Origin of the sequence: Arthrobacter sp. UC242_113 (assembly GCF_044054585.1) — a bacterium.
Lineage (GTDB): Bacteria > Actinomycetota > Actinomycetes > Actinomycetales > Micrococcaceae > Arthrobacter.
On record NZ_CP171968.1, the window covers coordinates 575,680 to 597,281 of the forward strand.

Annotated in this window: 13 protein-coding genes and 1 pseudogene; 7 read left to right on the plus strand and 7 right to left on the minus strand. The window is 67.1% G+C overall.

Going from position 1 to position 21,602, the window contains the following annotated elements:
* Window positions 1-7: 7 nt before the first annotated feature.
* A complete protein-coding gene (locus ACHMXB_RS02615; RefSeq protein WP_395402525.1) occupies window positions 8-2,563 on the minus strand; it encodes an MMPL family transporter in 2,556 nt (851 codons plus the stop codon).
* Between the two features lies 1 nt (window position 2,564).
* Entirely contained in the window at window positions 2,565-3,350 is a 786-nt protein-coding gene (locus ACHMXB_RS02620) for a TetR/AcrR family transcriptional regulator (RefSeq protein WP_395402527.1), read from the minus strand.
* Between the two features lie 183 nt (window positions 3,351-3,533).
* On the opposite strand from ACHMXB_RS02620, the gene ACHMXB_RS02625 reads away from it, so the two are divergent.
* The gene (locus ACHMXB_RS02625; protein ID WP_395402529.1) at window positions 3,534-4,097 is read left to right on the plus strand and encodes a hypothetical protein; all 564 of its coding nucleotides are present in this window, start codon (window positions 3,534-3,536) and stop codon (window positions 4,095-4,097) included.
* 56 nt (window positions 4,098-4,153) lie between these two features.
* Here the strand turns inward: ACHMXB_RS02625 and ACHMXB_RS02630 are convergent, their stop codons facing one another.
* The 5 genes from ACHMXB_RS02630 to ACHMXB_RS02650 all read right to left on the minus strand — a co-directional run bounded on the left by ACHMXB_RS02630 (window position 4,154) and on the right by ACHMXB_RS02650 (window position 10,155).
* Complete coding sequence (locus ACHMXB_RS02630) at window positions 4,154-4,858, minus strand: alpha/beta fold hydrolase (RefSeq protein ID WP_395402531.1); 705 nt, start codon at window positions 4,856-4,858, stop codon at window positions 4,154-4,156.
* Between the two features lie 121 nt (window positions 4,859-4,979).
* Window positions 4,980-6,383 carry a dicarboxylate/amino acid:cation symporter gene (locus ACHMXB_RS02635; RefSeq protein WP_395402533.1) on the minus strand — a complete coding sequence of 468 codons (1,404 nt, stop codon included), beginning with the start codon at window positions 6,381-6,383 and terminating at the stop codon, window positions 4,980-4,982.
* Between the two features lie 210 nt (window positions 6,384-6,593).
* Complete coding sequence (locus ACHMXB_RS02640) at window positions 6,594-8,279, minus strand: DUF885 domain-containing protein (RefSeq protein ID WP_395402535.1); 1,686 nt, start codon at window positions 8,277-8,279, stop codon at window positions 6,594-6,596.
* A 50-nt stretch (window positions 8,280-8,329) separates the two neighbouring features.
* Window positions 8,330-8,575 (minus strand): acyl-CoA carboxylase subunit epsilon, encoded by a 246-nt coding sequence (locus ACHMXB_RS02645; RefSeq protein ID WP_395402537.1) that lies wholly within the window; start codon window positions 8,573-8,575, stop codon window positions 8,330-8,332.
* On the minus strand, window positions 8,572-10,155 hold the full coding sequence (locus ACHMXB_RS02650; protein WP_111904537.1) for an acyl-CoA carboxylase subunit beta: 1,584 nt from the start codon (window positions 10,153-10,155) through the stop codon (window positions 8,572-8,574). Before ACHMXB_RS02650 ends, ACHMXB_RS02645 begins: the two co-directional genes overlap by 4 nt.
* Window positions 10,156-10,385: 230 nt before the next feature.
* Between ACHMXB_RS02650 and ACHMXB_RS02655 the strand changes: the two genes are divergently transcribed.
* The 6 genes and pseudogenes from ACHMXB_RS02655 (at window position 10,386) to ACHMXB_RS02680 (ending at window position 21,581) form a co-directional block, all read left to right on the plus strand.
* Window positions 10,386-11,288 (plus strand): SDR family oxidoreductase, encoded by a 903-nt coding sequence (locus ACHMXB_RS02655; protein WP_395402539.1) that lies wholly within the window; start codon window positions 10,386-10,388, stop codon window positions 11,286-11,288.
* A 61-nt stretch (window positions 11,289-11,349) separates the two neighbouring features.
* On the plus strand, window positions 11,350-12,381 hold the full coding sequence (locus tag ACHMXB_RS02660; protein WP_395402541.1) for a biotin--[acetyl-CoA-carboxylase] ligase: 1,032 nt from the start codon (window positions 11,350-11,352) through the stop codon (window positions 12,379-12,381).
* Window positions 12,374-12,973 (plus strand): PH domain-containing protein, encoded by a 600-nt coding sequence (locus ACHMXB_RS02665; protein WP_395402543.1) that lies wholly within the window; start codon window positions 12,374-12,376, stop codon window positions 12,971-12,973. Before ACHMXB_RS02660 ends, ACHMXB_RS02665 begins: the two co-directional genes overlap by 8 nt.
* The gene (locus ACHMXB_RS02670; protein WP_395402545.1) at window positions 12,963-14,198 is read left to right on the plus strand and encodes an adenylate/guanylate cyclase domain-containing protein; all 1,236 of its coding nucleotides are present in this window, start codon (window positions 12,963-12,965) and stop codon (window positions 14,196-14,198) included. The genes ACHMXB_RS02665 and ACHMXB_RS02670 overlap by 11 nt, the downstream gene beginning before the upstream one ends.
* Before the next feature lie 238 nt (window positions 14,199-14,436).
* Window positions 14,437-20,550: pseudogene (locus tag ACHMXB_RS02675) on the plus strand (Ig-like domain-containing protein).
* A gap of 59 nt (window positions 20,551-20,609) precedes the next feature.
* Window positions 20,610-21,581: a MoxR family ATPase gene (locus ACHMXB_RS02680; protein WP_111904543.1), complete on the plus strand. Its 972-nt coding sequence runs from the start codon at window positions 20,610-20,612 to the stop codon at window positions 21,579-21,581.
* Window positions 21,582-21,602: the final 21 nt, after the last annotated feature.

Below are 21,602 nucleotides of genomic sequence, written 5' to 3' on the forward strand. Positions count from 1 at the left end.
GCCTAATTCATCGGACTCCGACCTCCGCTGGCTCGGCGTCCGGCTCGGCGTCGGACTCGGCCGCCGCGGCTGGGGCGTGGCTGCGGAGCTTTGCCCCTTCCACGTCCACGTCCGGCAGGATGCGGTCCAGCCAGCGTGGCAGCCACCACGCCTTCTCGCCGAGGAGATACATGACGGCCGGAACGATCGTCATCCGCACCACGAACGCGTCAACCAGCACACCGAACGCCATCGCAAAACCGAGCGGGCGGACCATGTTCAGGTGCGAGAAGATGAAACCCGCGAAGACGCTGACCATGATGATGGCGGCGGCCGTAACCACCGCCGAGGCGTGGCTGAAGCCGGAGCGGACGGCGTGCTTCGCGGACTCGCCGTGCATGAAGGACTCACGCATGCCCGAGGCGATGAACACCTGGTAGTCCATGGCCAGCCCGAACAGCACGCCGATCAGGATGATCGGCAGGAAACTCAGCACGGCGCCGGGGTTGTCGACGCCGAACACCCCACCCAGCCAGCCCCACTGGTATACCGCCACCACGGCGCCGAACGCGGCCGCCAGCGAAAGCAGGAAGCCGCCGGTCGCCAGCAGCGGCACCACGATCGAGCGGAACACCAGCAGCAGGAGGATCAGCGAGAGCCCCACCACGATGGCCAGGTACGACGGCAGGGCGTCGCCCAGCTTCGTGGAAACGTCAATGTTGCCTGCCGTCTGGCCCGTGAGTCCGATGCTGACTCCGGTGGAGTCCTCGATATCGGCCTTCTCGGCGCGGATGCCGGATACCACGTTCACGGTGCTGGCGCTCGCCGGTCCTTCCTTCGGGATGACCTGGAACACGGCCGTCCCACGGTCCTCACTCAGTGCCACCGGAATGACTGCAGTCACGTTCTCCGTCTTGCGCAGGATGTCCGCAACGTCGAGCTGTTTGGCCTGCGCCTCGGTTTCACTCAGGCCCTCCGGGAAATCACCCACCACGATGATCGGTCCCGTCATGCCTTCGCCGAAGCTGCGTTTGGTGGCGTCATACGCCTTGAGCGCCTGGGAATCGGCAGGTTCCGAGCCGCCGTCGGGCAGGGCTAGCCGCAGCTGGGCAGCCGGCAGCGCCACAATGCCCAGCGCCAGGACGCCGGCCAGCAGGGCCAGAACCGGGTGCCGGGTGACCAGTCCGCCCCAGCCGTGGCTGCTGCGGTGTTCGTCCTTGACGCGGTCCTCAGCCTCCCGGTTGGGGTCGGCGTTGCGCTTCTCCGCCTTGGCCCAGGCACGCTTGGAGATCAGCTTCCTGCCCATGAAGGAGAGGATTGCCGGCGTCAGCGTCAGTGCGACGAGGACGGCGACTGCAACGGTGCCGGCCGCGGACACGCCCATGACCCCCAGGAACGGAAGCCCCGGGACCACCAGTGCGGCGAGGGCGATGATGACCGTCAGGCCGGCAAAGAGCACGGCATTGCCGGAGGTTCCGGCGGCACGGGCCACCGACTCTTCCGCGTCCATGCCCGCCAGCAGCTGACCGCGGTGGCGGTTGACGATGAACAGCGAGTAGTCGATGCCGACGGCGAGGCCCAGCATGAGCGCGAGCATCGGGGAAATGGAACTCATGTCAATGAGGCCGCTCAGTGCCATGGTGGCGCCGACGCCCACCGCCACGCCGATCAAGGCCATCAGCAGCGGCAGCCCGGCGGCCACCAGCGTTCCGAGCATGATGAGCAGGACCAGTGCCGCCACGCCGATGCCGATGATCTCCGCCACGCCGAAGATCTCGGAGACGTCCTCGCTGATTTCCTTGCTGGGCAGCGCGGTAACGCCGGCCGAGGAGACCTCCTGCACGATGTCCTGGACTTCCTGGCGCACAGTGGGATCCAGCCCGTTGATGGAGGTCTTGAACTGGACCTGCGCTATGGCCGCCTTGCCGTCCTCCGAGACGAAACGCAACCCCTGCGCCGCCTGGACCTGGCGCTTGGCCAGCTCCAGCCTGGCCGCGCCGGCCTCCGCTTCCCTGGTGCCGGCGTCGAGCTTTTCCTGGCCGGCGGCCAGGGCGGCCGTCTGCTGCCCCAGCTGGGCCTCGATCGCCGATGCCGGCAGCCCGGCGGCGGTCATCTGCGCCTCGGCCGCGGCCAGTTGTTCCTTACCGGCGGCCAGATCGGCCGCGGCCTTGTCCAGTGCGGTCTTGCCCGCGGCTGCCTTGGCCTCGCCGGCGGCGAGATCCCCGGAGGCCTTGTCCAGCTGGGCCTGGGTGGCGAACGGGTCGATGGTTCCCCTGACGTCCGGGAGGGCCTCGAGCTTGGTCAGGGCAGCGGACACCGCATCCTTGCCCGCCTGGCTGAACCGGGCGTCATTGGCCTGGAAGACAACCCCGGCAGAGCCGCCGGATGACGCCGGCAGCTCCTGTTGGAGCTTGTCGGCCATCTGCTGGGTTTCCGTGCCTGGAATCTGGAAGTTGTTGGACAGCGCGCCGGAGAAGGCTGCCGCTGCGCCGCCCACTGCCAGCAGGATCGCCAGCCAGAGCGCGACGACGAGCCACCGGTGACGGTAGGAAAACTTGCCGAGGCGGTACAGGAGTAGTGCCATGTCAGGACCGTTCTGCGTTGCGGGTGGAAGGTTTGGCGGAGGATTCATTCGACGGGGGATCCGATGCCGGCCCGGCGAAACCGGATCCGAGGAGGCCCATCGAATCGATGAGCAGTTGGCGGAGGATCGCCAGTGACTCAGGCGAGAGATCGGGGCCGCAGCGGCGGAACCATACGTCCATGGCCGCCTTGCCGCAGGAGACCACCGAACCCGCGAGGGCCCGGACGTAGAGCTCGTCCTGGTCGGCACCGAGATTGTTTTCAGTCCCGGTGCCCTGTTCAGACCCGGTGCCCTGGGGAGAACGCTCGCGCGCCGCAGCAACAATCTGCTCGGTGCAGTGGTCCCAGGCCTCCAGCTCGGAGCGCGCCATGAGCGGGTTGCCCTGGGTCAGGCCGAACAGTTCGGCCAGCGGCGCCACCGTCATGGGATCCGCCAGGGCCACCAAAGCGGCGCGGGCGGATTCGAGGATGGGTTCATCAGCGGGGCGCCGGCGGAACTGCTCGAGTGCGCTGTCCAGGAAACCGTGGGTCACCGACGCAATGGCGGCTTCGGTGCTGCTGAAGTAGTTGAAGAAGGTCCGGCGTGAGATGGCCGCCGCTTCTGCAATGTCCTCGACCGTGAAGTTGCCGGGGCCGTGTTGCCGCAGAAGGGCAAGCGTGGAACCGGTAATGGCCTGCCGGGTGGCGGCCTTGTTCAGCTCGCGCCGGGAAACGGGCCCGCTGGCGCTGGTTGACGGGGAATCTAACGCCGCAGTCGGCGACGGCGGGGAAGAACTGGAAGTGGACACCCAGTTACACTATGTGCAAGTTTACACTCTGCGCAACCGGGCGTGCGGTTTCAAGTACCGCAGGAAAATTCACAGCCTCTTCACAGCCGGGCAAAAGCCGTTCTTGAGGAGGAGGGTGCATCCTTATGTCGTAGCCGGCACGGCGGCAATGGTGCCTCAAGGCCGGCGGAGCGAGGAGTGAACATGGAGCGTTCAAAGAAGGTGGCTCTCGGCTTGGGCGCCACAGCCTTGGCACTGGGTGCCGGCTTCAGTGTCACCGGCATGGCGGCCGCAACGACAACCACTCCCACGCCCACACGGACATCAAGCAGCCCGTTCAGCGCTCCCGGTGACGGACCGCGTTTTGACGGCGGCGGGCACGGGCATGGACATGGGCGCGGCCACGGTGCCGTCAAAGCGGACTCAGCGGCGCTGGCCGCCAAGCTGGGCGTGGACCAGGCCAAGGTGGAGGACGCCCTGAGGGCATTCCGCGAGGCCAACCGTCCGCCCGGCCGCAGTGCCGACGGCACCAAGCCGGACAAGGCAGCCAGGGAAGCGGCACTGGCAGCCTCGCTGGCCAAGTCCCTGGGGATCGATGAGGCCAAGGTCAAGGCAGCACTGGAGGAACTCCGGACCCAGGCGCAGACGGACCGGGCGGCTGCCCTGAAAGGCCGGCTGGATCAGGCGGTGAAGGACGGCACACTTACGCAGGCCGAAGCCGACGCGGTGACGAAGGCTGTCGAAAAGGGCGTGATCGGCGGCCGTTAGGCTTATCGGCGGTTCCGGGAGCTGCTGCGGCCGGTCACGCCGGTGGGGCTAGCCCGTCAGTTTGTCCGGTCGACGGCGGCGAGGATCGCCGCTCCGAGCTCCAACGGTTTGGTGAACTGCGGCCAGTGCCCGGTGGGAAGGTCCACGAGTTCCACATCGCGGATGCGGGCCAGCTCCTCAACGTAGGGGTGCCCGGCGTCCATCCACTCCGTCAGCAGAGAGGTGGGGAACTCGCAGGCAATCACCGTGGCCGGGACCTCGTAGCGGCGCACGTCGTGGAGGTGCTGCTTGTCGCAGGCCACAGCCTTCGGCTGCGGAATGGACCGTGCACGGAATGCTTCGCGCAGTCCATCGTCGAGGTCGGTGAGGTCGGCGTCGTCGAACACGTCCCAGGAAGGCAACGGGATCTCGTCACCTTCGGCAGGCAGCTCATCATTGATGACGCCGCCTTCCCCGAGCGGTCCGCTGTCCACGTAGACCGCCCGTACGACGCGGTCAGGGCGTTCATCCACGGCGCCGTGGACGATGGCGCCTCCGCCGGAGTGGCCGACGAGCACCAGTGGCCCCTCAATGCCGTCGATGGCTTCCACCACCGCATTGATGTGGTCGCGGAGCCCGATGCCGGTCCGCTTGGCGTCCTTCGCCTCCAGCCCCGGAAGGGTCAGCGCATGGATCTGGTGGCCCGCCTCCACCAGCAGGGGAGTGACCCCGGACCAGGATGAACCATCGAGCCAGAAACCGGGAACCAGAATGATGTCCATGCCGGTACCCTACCCTTGCTGCCTGCCGGCCGGGACCCATTTCGGCGTCCGGTCTTAAGGGCCCGGTCTTAAATGGGTGTACCCCGGGGATGAACCCGGGGCACACGCATTCTTGCGAAGGTCAGGCCTTGGACGCGGCCAGCTCACGCTCGACGGCGGCGGGTGCCTCTTCCTCGCGGAAGGCCTCACCGGTGCGCGGTGCGTTGTAGAGGGTTTCATCGAGGATCCCCTGACGCTTGGCCACAATGGTGGGCACGAGTGCCTGGCCGGCCACGTTGACCGCCGTGCGGCCCATGTCCAGGATGGGGTCGATGGCCAGGAGGAGTCCGACGCCGGCCAGCGGCAGTCCCAGCGTGGAGAGGGTCAGCGTCAGCATGACGACGGCGCCGGTGGTTCCCGCTGTCGCGGCGGACCCGAGGACGGAGACCAGGGCGATCAGCAGGTACTGGCTGAAGTCGAGCTGGATTCCGAAGAACTGGGCCACGAAGATCGCGGAAACGGCCGGGTAGATTGCCGCGCAGCCGTCCATCTTGGTGGTGGCGCCCAGCGGAACGGCGAAGGAGGCGTAGCCCCGGGGAACGCCAAGGTTGCGCTCGGTGACGCGCTGGGTCAGCGGCAGGGTGCCGATGGAGGAACGGGAAACGAAGGCCAGCTGGATGGCCGGCCACGCGCCGGAGAAGTACTGCTTGACCGACAGGCCGTGGGAGCGGACCAGGGCAGGGTAGACGCCGAACAGCACCAGGGCGAGGCCGATGTAGATGGCTACGGTGAACTTGCCCAGCGAGCCGATGGTGTCCCAGCCGTAGACGGCCACCGCGTTGCCGATCAGGCCCACGGTGCCCAGCGGTGCGATGCGGATGATCCACCACAGCACCTTCTGGATGACGGCCAGCGCAGAGGCGTTCAGGGCCAGGAACGGCTCGGCCTGCTTGCCCACCTTCAGGGCGGCGACGCCGACGGCGATGGCGATCACCAGGATCTGCAGGACGTTGAAGCTGACGGACGTGGTCACGGCGCCGGAGTCGGTGACCGTGGAGCTGGCGCCAAGGCCCAGGAAGTTCTTGGGGAACAGGCCGATGAGGAATGCCCACCAGTCGCCCTGCTTGCCGTCGTACTCCGCGTCGCCGGCGATGCCCGTGTTTGCGCCCGGCTGCAGGAGCACGCCCAGGCCGATGCCGATCAGCACGGAAACGAGCGACGTGATGGCGAACCACAACAGCGTGTTCCAGGCGAGCCGGGCCGCGTTGGAGACCTCGCGCAGGTTGGAAATGGAGCTCACCACGGCGGTGAAGATCAGCGGCACGACGGCGGTCTGCAGCAGCGACACGTAGCTGGAGCCGATGGTCTGCAGCGTGGCGCCCAGCCCGTTGGGGTTGGTCTTGGTGCTGCCGGTGTACTTGGCCAGCAGGCCGAGGCCCAGCCCGACGATCAGGGCGGCGATGATCTGGACCCCGAAGGAACCTGCCCACCGCGGCAGCTGGAAGCCGGAACGCCCGGCCGTGGATGAAGTGGTTTGATTGCTCACTCGAACAAGTTAGGGCGTGGAAAATACAGCTTCCACTCGATATTGAGAAATGTTACGCGCCCGGACTGGCCACGCGCGGCGCGGATGCCCGGAAATCCGGTGCCATACGGGACTTTTATGAAGTTATTCCCCCGACGGGTGTGGCAAACGTCTCGCCCCCCGCCGGGTCCCCTCAGCGGATTCGACGGGCCCAATCAGCGGAGAGACGGGTCAGCCGAGCATGGCGCGCTTGAGGGTGTCGAGGCCCACGGAGCCGATGTTGAGGGCCTTGGTGTGGAAGGCCTTGAGCTCGAAATCCGGCCGGGCCTCGAGCTCCGCGCGGATCTGCTCCCAGAGGCGCTGGCCCACCTTGTAGGACGGGGCCTGGCCCGGCCAGCCGAGGTAGCGTGCGAACTCGAACTGCAGGTTGCCCTCGCTGATGTCCAGGTTGGCCTTGAGGAAGTCCAAGCCCTTCTCCGGCGTCCAGGTGCCCGTTCCCCAACGTGAGGGAACATCGAGTTCCAGGTGGACGCCGATGTCGAACACCACCCGGGCAGCCCTCATCCGCTGCATGTCCAGCATGCCCATGTGGTCGCCCGGATCCTTGAGGTAGCCGAGTTCCTCCATCAGCTTCTCGGCGTACAGGGCCCAGCCCTCACCGTGTCCCGAAGTCCAGCAGACATTGCGCCGCCAGCTGTTGAGCAGTTCGCGCCGGTGAACGGCGGTGGCGATCTGCAGGTGGTGTCCGGGCACACCCTCATGGAACACGGTGGTGGTCTCGGCCCAGGTGGTGAACGTGTCCTCGCCCGCGGGCACTGACCACCACATCCGCCCCGGCCGGGTGAAGTCGTCCGACGGTCCTGTGTAGTAGATGCCGCCCTCGTCGGTGGGGGCGATCCGGCATTCAAGGGTCTTCATGACGTCGGGAATCTCGAAGTGGATGCCCGCAAGGTCGGAGACGGCACGGTCGGACAGCTCCTGCATCCACGCCGTCAGGGCATCCGTTCCCTTGAGCCGGCGGGCGGGATCAGCGTTAGGGATCTCCTTGGCCTCCGCAATGGAGGCGCCCGGCTTGATCTGTCCGGCCACCTGTTCCTGGGCGGCAATAATCCGGTCGAGCTCCTCAACACCCCAGGCGTAGGTTTCTTCGAGGTCGACGGCGGCACCAAGGAACACCCTCGAGGCCAAGGCGTAGCGTTCCCGGCCTACAGCGTCCTTCTCCGGGGCCGCGGGCAGCAGTTCCTCCCTGAGGAAGGCGGCCAGTTCGGCATACGCCGCCCGGGCGGCGGCAGCGCCGGCGCCGAGCTTCTCCTGCAGTTCCGCCGGCAGCGGGCCGTCCGCTGTTTTGGCGTCGGCGGCGAGCTTGGCGAAGAAGCCGTCCTCGGCGGCGTACTTGGTGGTCTGCTCGATAACGATCGACACCTGGCGCCGGGCCGAGACCTTGCCGCCATCTTTGGCCGTCCGCAGCGACTCGATGTAGCCGCTGACGGCCGCCGGCACGCTGTGCGTGCGGCCGGCGATGTTCGCCCAGTGCTCCGCGGTGTCCGTGGGCATGAGGTCGAAGATCGACCGGATGTTCTGCGCCGCGGAGTCGATGTTGTTCAGTTCGGCGAGGTCCCAGCCCGAGTCGTGGATCTCCAGCTGGAGTCCCAGGCGTTCGCGCAGGGCATCGAGGGTGACGGCGTCGACGTCGTCAACGGGTTCCAGCCCCTCGAGGGCCGCCAGGGTCCTTCGCTCCGCCTCGGCGAACCTGCCGAGTCCGGCGGGGGAAAAGTCCTGGAACTCGGTGTCGTGCCCCGGGATGCCGAGCGTGGTGGCCAGGCTCGGATCCAGGGCGACGAGCGTGTCCGTGTAAGCGTCGGCGACGGCGTCGATGGCGGTCCGGGGGCGCGCTGGGGCAGCAGATTCAGTAGTCACCCCACGAGACTAACCGCGGGGTTCCGGTTATGAAAGACTTACTGAACTATTTAGCCCCGGCTCCGCTTCCAGGCACCCGGACCCGGCGTCGGCTCCAGCCGCAGCTGCTGCCGCCGCACCCAGTGGCGTGTGCTGGGCTTCGCCGGGCCGGCTGCCGCGGCGGAGCCCAGGGAAAGTACGACGGCGGTAAGAGCCGCCAGCTCCTCGGGCGTCGGTTCGCCCTTGGTAACAGAGAACAGGGCCGCGGCCGGCCCAACCGTTTCGGCGGGTTCGACAGCCGGAGTCTGGGCGCTCACAGCGGGATGTTCCCGTGCTTCTTCGTCGGCAGGCTCGCCCGCTTGTCGCGCAGCGCCCGCAGCCCCTTGATGATCTGCAGCCGCGTGTCCGAGGGTGCGATGACGGCGTCAACGTAACCCAGCTCTGCGGCCTGATACGGGTTAAGCAGCTCCTCCTCGTACTGCCGGATGACGTCGGCGCGCTTGGCCTCGACGTCGCCCCCCGCTTCGGCAACGGCGGCGAGATCGCGCCGGTAGAGGATGTTCACGGCGCCCTGCGCGCCCATCACGCCGATCTGGGCGGTGGGCCACGCGAGGTTCAGGTCGGCCCCAAGCTTCTTGGAGCCCATCACGATGTAGGCGCCGCCGTAGGCCTTCCGGGTGATCACGGTCAGCTTGGGCACGGTGGCTTCGGCGTAGGCGTACAGAAGCTTGGCGCCGCGGCGGATGATTCCCTGGAACTCCTGGTCCTTGCCGGGCAGGAAGCCCGGGACATCGACGAGGGTGATGATCGGAATGTTGAAGGCGTCGCAGTGGCGGACGAAGCGGGCCGCCTTTTCGGAGGCCGAGATGTCCAGGGTGCCGGCGAACTGCAGCGGCTGGTTGGCCACGATCCCCACCGTGTGGCCCTCGACGCGGCCGTAGCCGATGATCACGTTCGGAGCGTACAGCGACTGCATCTCCAGGAAGTGGGCGTCATCGACGATCTGTTCGATGACCTTGCGGATGTCATAGGGCTGGTTCGCGGAGTCCGGGATCAGCGTGTCCAGGGTGAGGTCGTCGTCGTCGAGCTCCAGCTCCTGCTGGTGCTCCTGCACCGGTGCCTCGGAGAGGTTGTTGGAGGGCAGGAAGTCCAGCAGTTCCCGGACGAACTCGATGGCGTCGGCCTCGTCGGAGGCCAGGTAGGTGGAGGTGCCGGTGGTGGCATTGTGCTGCCGGGCGCCGCCGAGGGTCTCCATGTCCACGTCCTCGCCGGTGACGGTCTTGATGACGTCAGGGCCGGTGATGAACATGTGCGAGGTCTTGTCCACCATGACCACGTAGTCGGTCAGGGCGGGGGAGTAGGCCGCGCCGCCGGCGCACGGGCCCATGATGAGGGAGATCTGGGGCACCACGCCGGAAGCATGGACGTTGTTGCGGAAGATGTCCGCGAACATGGCCAGCGAGGCGACACCCTCCTGGATCCGGGCTCCGCCGCCGTCGTTGATGCCAACCACCGGGCAGCCGTTGCGCAGCGCGAACTCCTGGACCTTCACGATCTTTTCGCCGTTGACCTGGCTCAGGGAGCCGCCGTAGACGCTGAAGTCCTGGCTGTAGAGGGCCACCAGCCGGCCGTCCACGGTTCCGTAACCGGACACGACACCGTCGCCGAGCGGCTTCTTCTTCTCCATGCCGAAGGCGGTGGAGCGGTGGACCGCCAGGGCGTCGAACTCCACGAAGGAGCCCTCGTCCACGAGCAGGTCGATGCGCTCGCGGGCGGTGTTCTTGCCGCGCGCATGCTGCTTCTCGATGGCTTCAGGGCCGGACGGCTGCTCAGCACGGGCCTGGCGGTCGCGGAAATCGGCAATCTTTCCCGCCGTCGTGGTCAGATCGTGGCTCATGAAGTGTCTCCGGCTCTGTAGCTGTTGTGCTGTGGCTGTTCTGCTGCGGCAGCGTGACGCGGGCCTTGGCTGCCGGTTTAAGTAGCATCCGTACAAATCCAAAGCCCTGTTGGCTAGTCTAGTGACGCAAATTCCCGGGACCGCTGTAGGGTTCCTACAATTTTCGTCCGTGGCGCCGACGGATGGGTCGATGTTACTCGCGGGTAACAAACTGCGGTTAGAGTGTCCCTATGACTTCGAGCAGCGACGCTTACCCTGTTCCGGCCACGCCTTACCGGGCCACCGGCAGCCTTCATGGCCGGACCATCCTGATGTCAGGAGGCAGCCGGGGAATTGGCCTGGCCATCGCACGCCGTGCGGCCCGCGACGGGGCCAACGTGGTGCTGCTCGCCAAGACCGGAGAGCCGCATGCAAAGCTCGAGGGCACTGTCTACAGCGCCGCCGAAGAATTGGAGGCCGCCGGCGGGAGTGCCCTGCCGCTGGTGGGGGACGTCAGGAACGACGAGGACGTCGCGCGCGCCGTGGACGCCGCCGTCGACCGCTTTGGGGGAATCGACATTGTCATCAACAACGCCTCCGCGATCGACCTTTCGCCGACGGATGCCGTAGACATGAAGCGCTACGACCTCATGCAGGACATCAACGTCCGCGGCACCTTCCTGCTCTCCAAGCTGGCGCTCCCTGCCCTGCGCAAATCCTCCGGCGGCCACATCCTCACGCTCTCGCCGCCCCTGAACCTCGACCCGAAGTGGGCGGGCCGGCACCTGGCCTACACCATTGCGAAGTACGGCATGAGCCTGACCACCCTTGGCCTTGCCGAGGAGCTCAGGAACGACGGCATCTGCGTCAACTCGCTGTGGCCGCGGACGCTGATCGATACGGCCGCCATCCGGAACATGGCCGGCGGTGAGTCACTGGTCCGGGCTGCCCGCGGACCTGAAATCATGGCCGACGCAGCCCATGCCGTGCTGACGGGTGCTGCGAACCGGGCCGGCGATGTCAATGCCGGCACCGTCAACACCGGCAACTTCTATACGGACGAGCAGGTCCTGGCTGCCGCCGGCGTCACGGATTTCACGCCCTACAGCCTGGGGGCCGCCGAGGAAGACCTCGTCCCCGACATCTTCCTGTGAGCCGGCTTCCCACCACGGGCCTTCCCGGCCGTGCAGCCCTGCGAGTCGCTAGGATTCAACTATGGATGCCGCACGCCCTGACGATAGCCGTGGACCACAGGAAAACCTGACCGGAGCGGGGGTCCTGCCCGAGCGGCCTGCCCTGGACCGGGAGGCCCTGTCCGACGCCAACTTCCTCGCCGCCACCGGCATCGCCCAGCTGACCGTTGTGGAGACAACCGGGTCCACCAACGCCGACCTTTTGCGGGCCGTGACCGTGGATCCCAAGGCCTGCCCGGACCTGGCAGTCCTGACGGCGGAGCATCAGACTGCGGCCCGTGGGCGGCTGGACCGCGCGTGGGAAGCGCCCGCCCGCAGCTCCGTTCTGGTCTCGCTGGTGCTGCGGCCCGTCAATGCTGACGGCCGCCCCCTGCCCACCCAGACCTACTCATGGCTGTCCCTCCTGGCCGCCGTCGCGCTGCGCGACGCGCTGGAGGAGACGGCGGGAATCCCGGCTGAGCTGAAATGGCCGAATGATGTACTGGTGCGCGGCGGAAAAATCGCCGGCATTCTCGCCCAGCTCGGCCCCCTCGGCGACGGATCGGTGCCGCCCGTCATTTTGGGCACCGGACTGAATGTCACGCTCACCGAGGACGAGCTGCCCGTGCCCACTGCCACGTCCGTCCAGCTGCAGGGTGCCGGAACAGTGAACCGCACGGACCTCCTGAAGAGCTATCTCTCCCGTTTTTGCACGCTCTACCGCAGCTTCTGCAATGCCGACGGCGATGCCACGGCCGGCCTGGCCGGCGGACCGTCGCTGCACAAGCGCGTAGAGACGGCGATGGTCACCCTCGGCCAGCAGGTCCGCGCCCAGCTTCCCGGCGACCACGAAATCATCGGCCACGCCTCCCGGCTTGATGACTCGGGCTCCCTGCTGGTGGTGGATGCCTCTTCCCACGAGCACGTAGTGACTGCCGGGGATGTGGTCCACTTGCGGCCGTGGTCCCCGCAGGGCGCGGAGAAGCACGGGGCCGCCAAGCACAGCTCCACGAAGCACAGCTCTGAGACACACAGTTCTGACCAGCAGGGGTTCGGCGAAAGCGGTTATGCGTAAAGAACTCCTCCCGGGTGAGCAGGTCATCGTGGTGACCCGCCCGCAGCCCAGGGTGCTGTTCGTTCCGGCGGTGGTTTTCGTTGTGGTGCCCGCCCTTGCCGCATTCGCAAGTGCGTGGATCATCCGCGGCGGCCTGTCCGTGCTTGCCCCGGACATCACCGGGGAAGGGACGTTCTGGGCGGTGGCCGGCTGCGTGCTGGCCGGCCTGTGGATCCTCCTGGGGTATTGCCTGCCAAGGCTGCTGCGGTGGCAGACCACCAGGTATGTCCTGACCAGCCAGCGGGTCCTGGCGCGCTACGGCATGCTCCGGCGCCGGGACCGGCAGGTTTTCCTGGCCTCGGTGCGTAATGTCACAATCAGCCAGTCGATGCTCCAGCGGATGTTGCGTTCGGGGAATATATCCTTGGATGCCGGGCACCATTTCGGCAACGTGCTGAAGGATGTGCCGGAAGTTGCCACCTTCCACAGGTTCTTGCTGGACGCCCTCGATGAGCTTCCGGACGAGGAACCATTTGGATTGGGTCAGGCGCCGGATGAGCCCGGCGCCCGGTTTTCGCGGGATGTGAGAGAAGGTGGAAGAGATGAACGATGAGGATCAGCGCGGCGCCCAGCAGACAGGCACCCACGAGACCGGCGCAGACGGGTATGGCACCCACGAGACTGCCACCGACGGGTTTGGCGCAGACGGTTTTGACACAGACGGGTCCGGCGCGCAGGACACCGGCCACCGGGAGGTTACGAACGGCGTCGTCGAGAATCCGGCCACCGGCACAATGTCCGCGGAACGCATTGCGGCCAAGGCCCTCGAATCAAGGCTTCTGGGCGGGGAGCGCAAGCTGCGCCGCCGCGAGGTGGCTGCCGGCGTTGGCCTGTCGCTGCTCTCGGCGCGCAAGCTGTGGCGTGCCCTGGGCTTCCCCAACTGGGGTGACGACGACGTCGCCTTCACGGAACGCGACCAGGCGGCCCTGTCCACGGCGGTGGGCATGGTCAGGGCCGGAATGCTCACCGAGGAAGCCGCCATCTCGGTGACCCGCGCCATCGGGCAGATGACGGACCGCATGGTGGTGTGGCAGATCGAGGCCCTGGTTGAGGACATGGTGCACGAACAGGGGCTGACCGACGCCCAGGCCCGCAAGCGCCTGGTCCATGAGCTGCCGGCGCTAGTGGACCCCCTGGAGGAAATGCTTGTCTACTCCTGGCGGCGCCAGCTCAACGCCGCCGTGCAGCGGCTGGCTGTCCGGGCCGAAGCCGGCCTGCAGGCCAGCGAGGAAGGCCGCGAAGGGGACGAGGACGACGCCCCGCTGCCGCTGGCGCGTGCCGTTGGCTTCGCCGACCTGGTGTCCTATACGAGCCTTTCCCGGCGGATGAACGAGAAGACGCTCGCCAAGCTGGTGCAGCGGTTTGAGAACAAGTGCGCGGAGATCATCTCCGTGGGCGGTGGCCGGCTGGTGAAGACCGTGGGCGACGAAGTCCTCTACATCGCCGAGACGCCGGCTGCGGGCGCCGAAATATCGCTTGCCCTGGCCGAAGCGTTCACACGGGATGAGATCCTGCCCGAGGCACGGGTTGCCATGGTCTGGGGGCGGATCCTTTCCCGCCTGGGCGACATCTACGGGCCCACCGTCAATCTTGCCGCCCGCCTCACCACGCTGGCCGATCCGGGGACCGTGCTGGTCGACTCGATGACGGCGGCGGCCCTGGACCAGGACGAGCGGTTCGTGCTCATTCCCCAGGCCGTGGAGAACGTCCGGGGATTCGGGGAGATCCAGCCGGTCACCCTGGCGCGGGGACGGGGCAAGGGCCTGGTCCTGGACTGAGGCGGCGTGGGCAGTCCTCCCCATCGCGGCGACAGGACTGCGCGGGTAGGGTGGCAGCGTAATGAACGGCCCCGGCGGCCGTTCTTGGACAAGCCGCCAGCGCCCATGTAATAGTCGAGGCTCAGAATTGTTCCGACGTCTCTACGGGGGAGTGGCGGAATGTCACCGGTCCGTGATGAACATCAGGGGCTAGCAAGTCGCGCTCAGGCGGCTGTGATTTCAGGGGAATAATAACGCTGTGTCAACTTTGTTCGGCAAGCTGGGGCTGAGGAACCGCCGCAACAAGATCGTCACTGGAACCGTCTTTTCCGTTGCTGCTGCAGCGCTGGTGGCCGGTGCCGTGATCTACCCCGGGTTCAAGACAACCGAGGTTGACCTTAACGACGGCGGCGTCTGGGTGGTCAGCAAGGCACGGAACGCTGTCGGCCGCCTCAACTACCCCTCGCGGGTCCTTGACGGTGCGGTGACCCCGGCCAGCACCACGTTCGATGTCCTGCAGAGCGCCGGAAAGGTATTCGTCGACGACGAGTCCGGCTCCACCCTGAACCAGGTGTCCGCCGCCAACATGAGGCTCGGCGGAGACAAGCAGCTTCCCGGCTCGGCGCAGGTGAGCTTCGGCGCCGACACCATCTCGGTCACCGACCCCGCCGCCGGGAAGATGTGGGCGATGTCCCCGTCGACGGTTAACGCTTTCGATGAGGAGTCCAGTGAGCCCGCCGTGGCGGGCTCCGAAGGGCTGGTGTCCGCGGTCGGCTCCGATGACCGCATCTATTCGGCGGATCCGAAGACGGGGCAGGTGACAGTGACCACGGTGGACGCCGCGGGGGCAGCCACCGGCACCGAGTCCGGCACATGGGACGGGCTGAAGGGCGCCGGGGACCTCCAGATCTCAGTCGTGGGGGACCAGGCTGTGGTCCTGGATGCAGCCGCCGGAAAACTGTTCCTGCCCGGCGGGCGCGAGGTGCCGCTGGCTGACGCGCGGGAGGCGAAGCTCCAGCAGCCGGGCCCGGCCTCCGACTCTGTGGCCGTGGCCACCGGCCAGGCGCTCCTCAGGCAGCCGCTGAACGGTGCCGCCGCGAAGGCCGTGACGTTCGGCGGCCAGGGGGGTACCGGCGGCGCCGGTGCAGCTGGGCGGCTGTGTCCACGCCGCGTGGTCGGGAGCCAACAAGTATGTCCGGGACTGCGAGAATGCCGCGGACAACAAGAACGTGCCCGTGCCCAAAGCCAGCGCCTCGCCCAGCTACGTTTTCCGGGTCAACCGGGACCTCGTGGTCCTGAACGACGTGAACTCGGGAAACGTGTGGCTGGTCAACCAGAACATGCAGCTGGTCAACAACTGGGACGACGTTGTCCCGCCCAAGAACCAGGCTGACGACCCTGACGAGGAGTCGGCAGACGACAACACCATCAACGTCCTGCCCGACCGCACCAAGCCGAACCGTCCGCCCGAAACGAAACCCGACGCCGTCGGCGTCCGGCCGGGGCGCACCACGGTCCTGAGCGTCCTCGACAACGACTCCGACCCCGACGGCGACGTCCTGACCGCCTCGCTCGGCGCAGAAGGGCCGCGGGCCGGCAGCATCGAAAGCATCTACGGCGGGTCCGCCTTCCAGATCACGGTGCCGGCCGATGCCGCGCCCGGAACCGAAACTTTCGACTACACCGCGGCTGACGGCCGCGGGCTCTCGGCCGGCGGCAAGGTCAACCTGAGTGTCGTGGGCCCGGACGAGAACCGGCCCCCGGCCTTCAAGCGCGGGGACCCCACCACGCTCCTCGTGGAGCAGGGCAAGACCGTCAGCCAGAACATCCTCACCGACTGGGCCGATCCCGACGGCGACGACCTCGTCCTGATGTCGGCCACCGCCGACAACGAGCAGGACCAGGTCAAGGTCCGCCGCGACGGCCTGCTTACCTTCCAGGACTCCGGGGCCTCGGCCGGCAAGAAAAGCGTCACCGTGTCCGTCTGGGACGGCCGCGCCACCACCACCGGCAAGGTGGTGGTCAACGTCCAGCCGCCGGGCGCGCTCGCTCCCGTGGTCAACGCCGACCACGTCACTGCGGTGGTGGGGCAGGACCTGGTCATCGGGCCGTTGAAGAACGACGTCGACCCCAACGGCGGCGCGCTGCGCCTCGCCCAGGTGGAGGCCGCCGGAGCCGCAGAGCTGGGCCCGGTCACCGACGGCGGCACCTTCACCTTCCGCAGCCGCACGCCGGGGCCGGTGTACCTGACATACCTGGCCAGCAACGGGCCGCAAAGCAGCCAGGGCCTCATCCGGGTTGATGTGGAATCCGGCAAGGACTCAGGAAATCCGGTCGCCGTCCATGACGTGGCGCTCCTTCCGGTGGGCGGCAGCGTGCTGCTGGACCCGCTGGCCAACGACTCGGACCCCTCCGGTGGCGTCCTGGTGCTGCAGTCCGTTGCGGTGCCGGAGAACGCCACGGCGTCCGTAAGCGTGATCGACCACAGCGTCCTGCGGATCACCGACATCGCCGGCACCAAGGACCCCTTCCTGTTCCGCTACACAATGTCCAACGGCAAGTCCTCCGCCACGGGAAGCGTCTCGGTGGTGCCTGTTCCCGCCCCGGCTGTGGTGGAGGCGCCGCAGCCCAAGCCCGATGAAGTCAACGTCCGCGTCAACGATGTCGTGACCATCCCCGTCTGGACAACGACACGCACCCGCAGGGCGAAAAGCTGACCGTTGACCCGGTCCTGCCGCAGGCCGTCCCGGCGGAGGACGGCAAGAGCTTCGTCTCCGAGAACACACTCCGCTTTATCGCCGGCAGCCAGCCCAAGACCGTCCGCGCCATCTACAACGCCGTGGACCCGCAGGGCCAGAAGAGCGCCGCCGCCGTCACCATCCACATCCTGCCGCTGGAGGGTGCCGAAAACTCCCGGCCGCAGCCCAGGAACCTGACCGCCCGGGTGGTGGCTGGCGGCACGGTGCGCATCCCTGTGCCGCTGGACGGCATTGACCCCGACGGCGACTCCGTCCAGCTGACGGGCATCGACAGCACGCCCGGCATGGGCACCGCGACGGCGGGCAGCAGCTTCATCGACTTCGTCGCGGCCGGCAACGGTGCCGGGACCGACACGTTCCGTTACAAGGTTGTCGACCGGCAGGGCGCCGTGAACACCGGCACCGTCACCGTCGGCATCGCACCGCGCAGCGACACCAACCAGAAGCCAACGCCGGTGGACGACCAGGTCAAGGTCCGGCCCGGGCGGCAGATCGCCGTCGAGGCTGCCGGCAACGACACCGATCCGGACGGGGACCTGATCAGGATAGTCAGCGACGGCATCGAAGCCGATGCCGCACTGAAGGCCACGGTCAGCAAGCAAAGCGGCCGCATCCTGCTGCAGGCGCCGGCCACCGAAGGCACCGTCAACGTCCGCTACACAGTGGCCGACGAACGCGGGGCCTCCGCGCAGGCGGCCATCCGGATGGTGGTGGACAGCAACGTTCCGCTCCAGGCACCGATCGCCCGGGATGACCGGGTGACCTCTGCGCACGCACTTGGCAAGACCGCCGTCGAGGTCCCCGTCCTCAAGAACGACGAGGACCCTGACGGCGTAGGCGAGAACCTAAAGATCAGCAGTGGCGCCGAGACCGCCCGCCCCGGTCCGGAGGGCAGCATGATCGTCGAACTGACGGGCCAGCCGCAGCTGGTGCCCTACACGGTTGAGGACGTCGACGGCCAGAAGTCGACGGCGATCATCTGGGTGCCGGGCCTCGGCCAGCAGGTTCCCACCCTTGCCAAGGACGAGGTCCTCGAAGTGGTCGCAGGCCAGTCCGTGACCGCGAACCTCGCCGAATGGGTCAAAGTACGGGGCGGACGTTCGCCCCGGCTGACCCAGGCCGACCGGATCAAGCTCATCGGTGCGGACGGCAGCAACCCGGTGGCCGGCAACGGCACAGCCGTCAGGTACACCGCGGACAAGGACTACGTAGGCCCCGGGTCCATCACCTTCGAGGTGACGGACGGTTCCGGCCCGGACGACCCCGCCGGACTCAAATCCACGCTGAGCATCCGCACCAAGGTGCTGCCCGACCCCAACCGGAACAACCCACCGGTACTGCTCGGCGGCGCGGTGGACGTTCCGCTGGGCGACCCGGCCGCCGCGGACCTGGCCAAACTGACCACCGACCCGGATGGCGACGACGCCGCGAACATGTTGTACGAGATCGCCGGCGCAGTTCCCCAGGGCTTCAACGTGTCCATCGACGGCGCGTCCCTGAACGTCTCCGCCAAGGACGGGCTGCGGCCCGGCGACGGGGGCGCCGTGCAGGTGAAGGCGAAGGACCCCCGCGGCCTTGACTCCACCGCCACGTTCCGGCTCGCCGTTACGGCGACCAACCGGGCCAAGCCGGTGGCCAATGACGACGTGGAGGCAAACGCCGCGGCGGGCAAGCCGGTGACTGTCAGGGTGCTGGCGAACGATGCCAACCCGTTCCCGGATACCCCGCTGAAGATCGTGGCGGCAACGGCCGAGACGGGCACGGGTAACGTCGTTGTGGAGGAGGATAGCGTTGTGGTTACGCCGGCCTCGGGGTTCTCCGGAAGCATGGTTGTTGCGTACACGGTTGCGGACAAGACCGGGGATGCCTCGCGCCAGGCGACGGCTAGGATCCGGCTCACGGTCAAGGACGAGCCGCTCGCTCCCACCACGCCCCAGGCACAGAGTGTGGGCGACCGCACTGCGCTGCTGAACTGGACTGCCCCGGCGGACCGCGGTTCACCCATCACCAAGTACACGGTGTACGGCGAAGGCGGCTACCGGCAGGACTGCCCGGCCAACTCGTGCACCCTGACCAATCTGGTGAACAACTCCAAGTACCACTTCCAGGTGACGGCGACGAACGAGTTTGGCGAGTCCGATCGCTCGCCGGCGTCGGCTGAGGTCCGGCCCGATGTCAAGCCGGAGATGCCGCTGGCGCCGGGTCTGAAGTTCGGAGACAAGCAGCTCTCCATCGCCTGGAAGGCACCGGCCAGCAAGGGCTCGCCGATCAAAACCTACGATCTGGAAATCTCACCGGCACCCAGCGGCCAGAACCCGCAGATCCAAAACCTGACGTCCACCAGCTACGTCTGGAAGGGACTCACCAACGGCGTGGCCTACAAGGTACGCGTCCTCGCCCGGAACGATGCGAAGGACCCCTCGGAGTGGAGCACCTACTCCGCGGCCGAGGTGCCAGCGGGGGTGCCGGTGACGCCGGCGGCCCCGAGCGTGTCCGATGGCGGGTCCGTGGGGGACCAGAGCCAACTGCAGGTGAACTGGACTGCTCCGAACAACAACGGTGATGCCGTTTCCGCCTACACACTCACCACGCTGCACAGTGGGGCAGTGGTCAAGAGCCAGCAGGTGGCCTCCGGCACGTCCCTGAACGTCACCGTGGGCAACTCCGAGGCGGACTATGTATTCACGGTTTCCGCCACAAACAAGGCCGGCACGTCCGGAACCAGCGCCCAGTCCGCTCCCATCCGGGCCGCGGGAAAACCAGGGTCGGTTAGCAGCGGTACTGTTCATGCCCCCGGAAACACCGGACAGCTGAAGGTCACGTTCACGCCGCTGACCCAAGCCCAGCGAAATGGATCGCAGGCATCGGAGATTGGCTACCGCTGGTCCACTGCCTACGGTTCCGGCCCCATCAATGCACCCGGCGGCACCATCTACGGGCAGCCGAACGGCAAAAACATCACGGTGAACATCATTGCCTTCTCCACGAAGAACAACGTTTCAGGGGATGCCAAGGCCATTGGTTCGGCTGTTCCCTATGGTGCGCCGGCCACGCCAGTGGTCACCGGCGAGACGTCAGCCAAGGGGGACCCGCAGGTTCACTGGACCTGGAACGCGCCCTACGACAACGGCCGGGTCATCAACCGCTACGAGGTCAGCTTTGACGGCGGCGGATTCACGTCTGTGGGGCTGAAACGCCAGTACAACCGTGACGGCGGAGGCTGGAACCAAAAGCATAGACTCCAGGTCCGTGCCTGTAACGGCACCGACGGCGACAAGGACTGCGGACAGCCGGGCTCTGCCGTGGCCACGTCAGGTGCTGATCCGACTCCTCCACCCCCTACGTCCTGGAGTATCAGTGCCACCCCGGTGCGCACTTGCACTGAGCCCAACAGCAGTACTGACAGCTACCGGAACAGCAATCCCGATCAGTGCCTCAGCCCTGGAAAGTGGTTCGATACGGGCATCTCCGCCCAGACCGACTACTACGTGCGGTGGGGCTCATCGGGCCGGCTCTGGTATCACCTGACTTCGGGACCCGCCGCGGGGAACTTTGCGCGCGGGGACACCACGTCCCTGGGGACCAATCCGCCGGCCGGAATGCCGCGACGGTAATCCCCGGTGCGCCAGCCGCCACACGAACTACGACTGCACGAAACAGAAGAGGAACAACCATGACAATGACTAGCGAGCAGGCCGACTGGTTTGCAGGGACGTTCGAGAAGCTTGTCGCCAATGTGGGCCAGGCCGTCCTGGGCAAGGCGCACGTCATCCGCCTGACCTTTACGGCGATGCTCGCCGAGGGCCACGTCCTCTTTGAAGATGCACCCGGTACTGGAAAGACCTCGCTTGCCCGGGCCCTCGCCGCCACCGTCCAAGGGTCCAACAGCCGCATCCAGTTCACCCCGGACCTGCTGCCCTCCGACGTCACCGGCGTGACCATTTACGACCAGAAGACCCAGAAGTTCGAATTCCACAAGGGACCGATCTTCAGCAACATCGTGCTCGCCGACGAAATCAACCGCGCCTCGCCCAAGACGCAGTCAGCTCTGCTGGAAGTCATGGAGGAGTCCCGCGTCACTGTGGACGGCACCACCTACGAGGCCGGGCGGCCGTTCATGGTGCTGGCCACCCAGAACCCGATCGAGCAGGCGGGCACGTACCGGCTGCCCGAGGCCCAGCTGGACCGCTTCCTGCTCAAGACCTCCATCGGCTATCCGGACCACGCCTCCACCGTCCAGCTCCTGGGTGGGTCCAACCTCAAGGACCGGTCCCGGGACCTGCAGCCCGTCATCACCACGCAGGCCGTGGCTGACATGGCAGACCTTGCCGCCACCGCGCACGTCGACACCGCCGTGCTGGAGTACATCTCCCGGCTCTGCGAGGAGACCCGCAACGCTCCCGAGACCCGCCTTGGTGTGTCGGTCCGCGGCGCCCTGGCCATGGTCCGGGCAGCCAAGGTGTGGGCCGCGAGCCAGGGGCGCAACTTCGTCCTGCCGGATGACATCAAGGACCTCGCAGGCGTCGTCTGGACCCACCGGTTCGTGATGGATCCCGAGGCAGAGTTCTCCGGGGCGACGGCGGAAGCCGTTCTGGGACGTGTCCTGGCTGATGTCGCAGCGCCGCAGCAGCGCGCCGCCGTCTAGCGTGCAGCGGTTTAAGGTGCG

Bases quoted from the DNA above. Each gene is read 5' to 3' on its own strand.
- ACHMXB_RS02615 (WP_395402525.1), bottom strand. From the start codon at position 2,563: ATGGCACTACTCCTGTACCGCCTCGGCAAGTTTTCCTACCGTCACCGG.
- ACHMXB_RS02625 (WP_395402529.1), top strand. From the start codon at position 3,534: ATGGAGCGTTCAAAGAAGGTGGCTCTCGGCTTGGGCGCCACAGCCTTG.
- ACHMXB_RS02630 (WP_395402531.1), bottom strand. From the start codon at position 4,858: ATGGACATCATTCTGGTTCCCGGTTTCTGGCTCGATGGTTCATCCTGG.
- ACHMXB_RS02650 (WP_111904537.1), bottom strand. From the start codon at position 10,155: ATGAGCCACGATCTGACCACGACGGCGGGAAAGATTGCCGATTTCCGC.
- ACHMXB_RS02655 (WP_395402539.1), top strand. From the start codon at position 10,386: ATGACTTCGAGCAGCGACGCTTACCCTGTTCCGGCCACGCCTTACCGG.
- ACHMXB_RS02660 (WP_395402541.1), top strand. From the start codon at position 11,350: ATGGATGCCGCACGCCCTGACGATAGCCGTGGACCACAGGAAAACCTG.
- ACHMXB_RS02665 (WP_395402543.1), top strand. From the start codon at position 12,374: ATGCGTAAAGAACTCCTCCCGGGTGAGCAGGTCATCGTGGTGACCCGC.
- ACHMXB_RS02670 (WP_395402545.1), top strand. From the start codon at position 12,963: ATGAACGATGAGGATCAGCGCGGCGCCCAGCAGACAGGCACCCACGAG.
- ACHMXB_RS02680 (WP_111904543.1), top strand. From the start codon at position 20,610: ATGACAATGACTAGCGAGCAGGCCGACTGGTTTGCAGGGACGTTCGAG.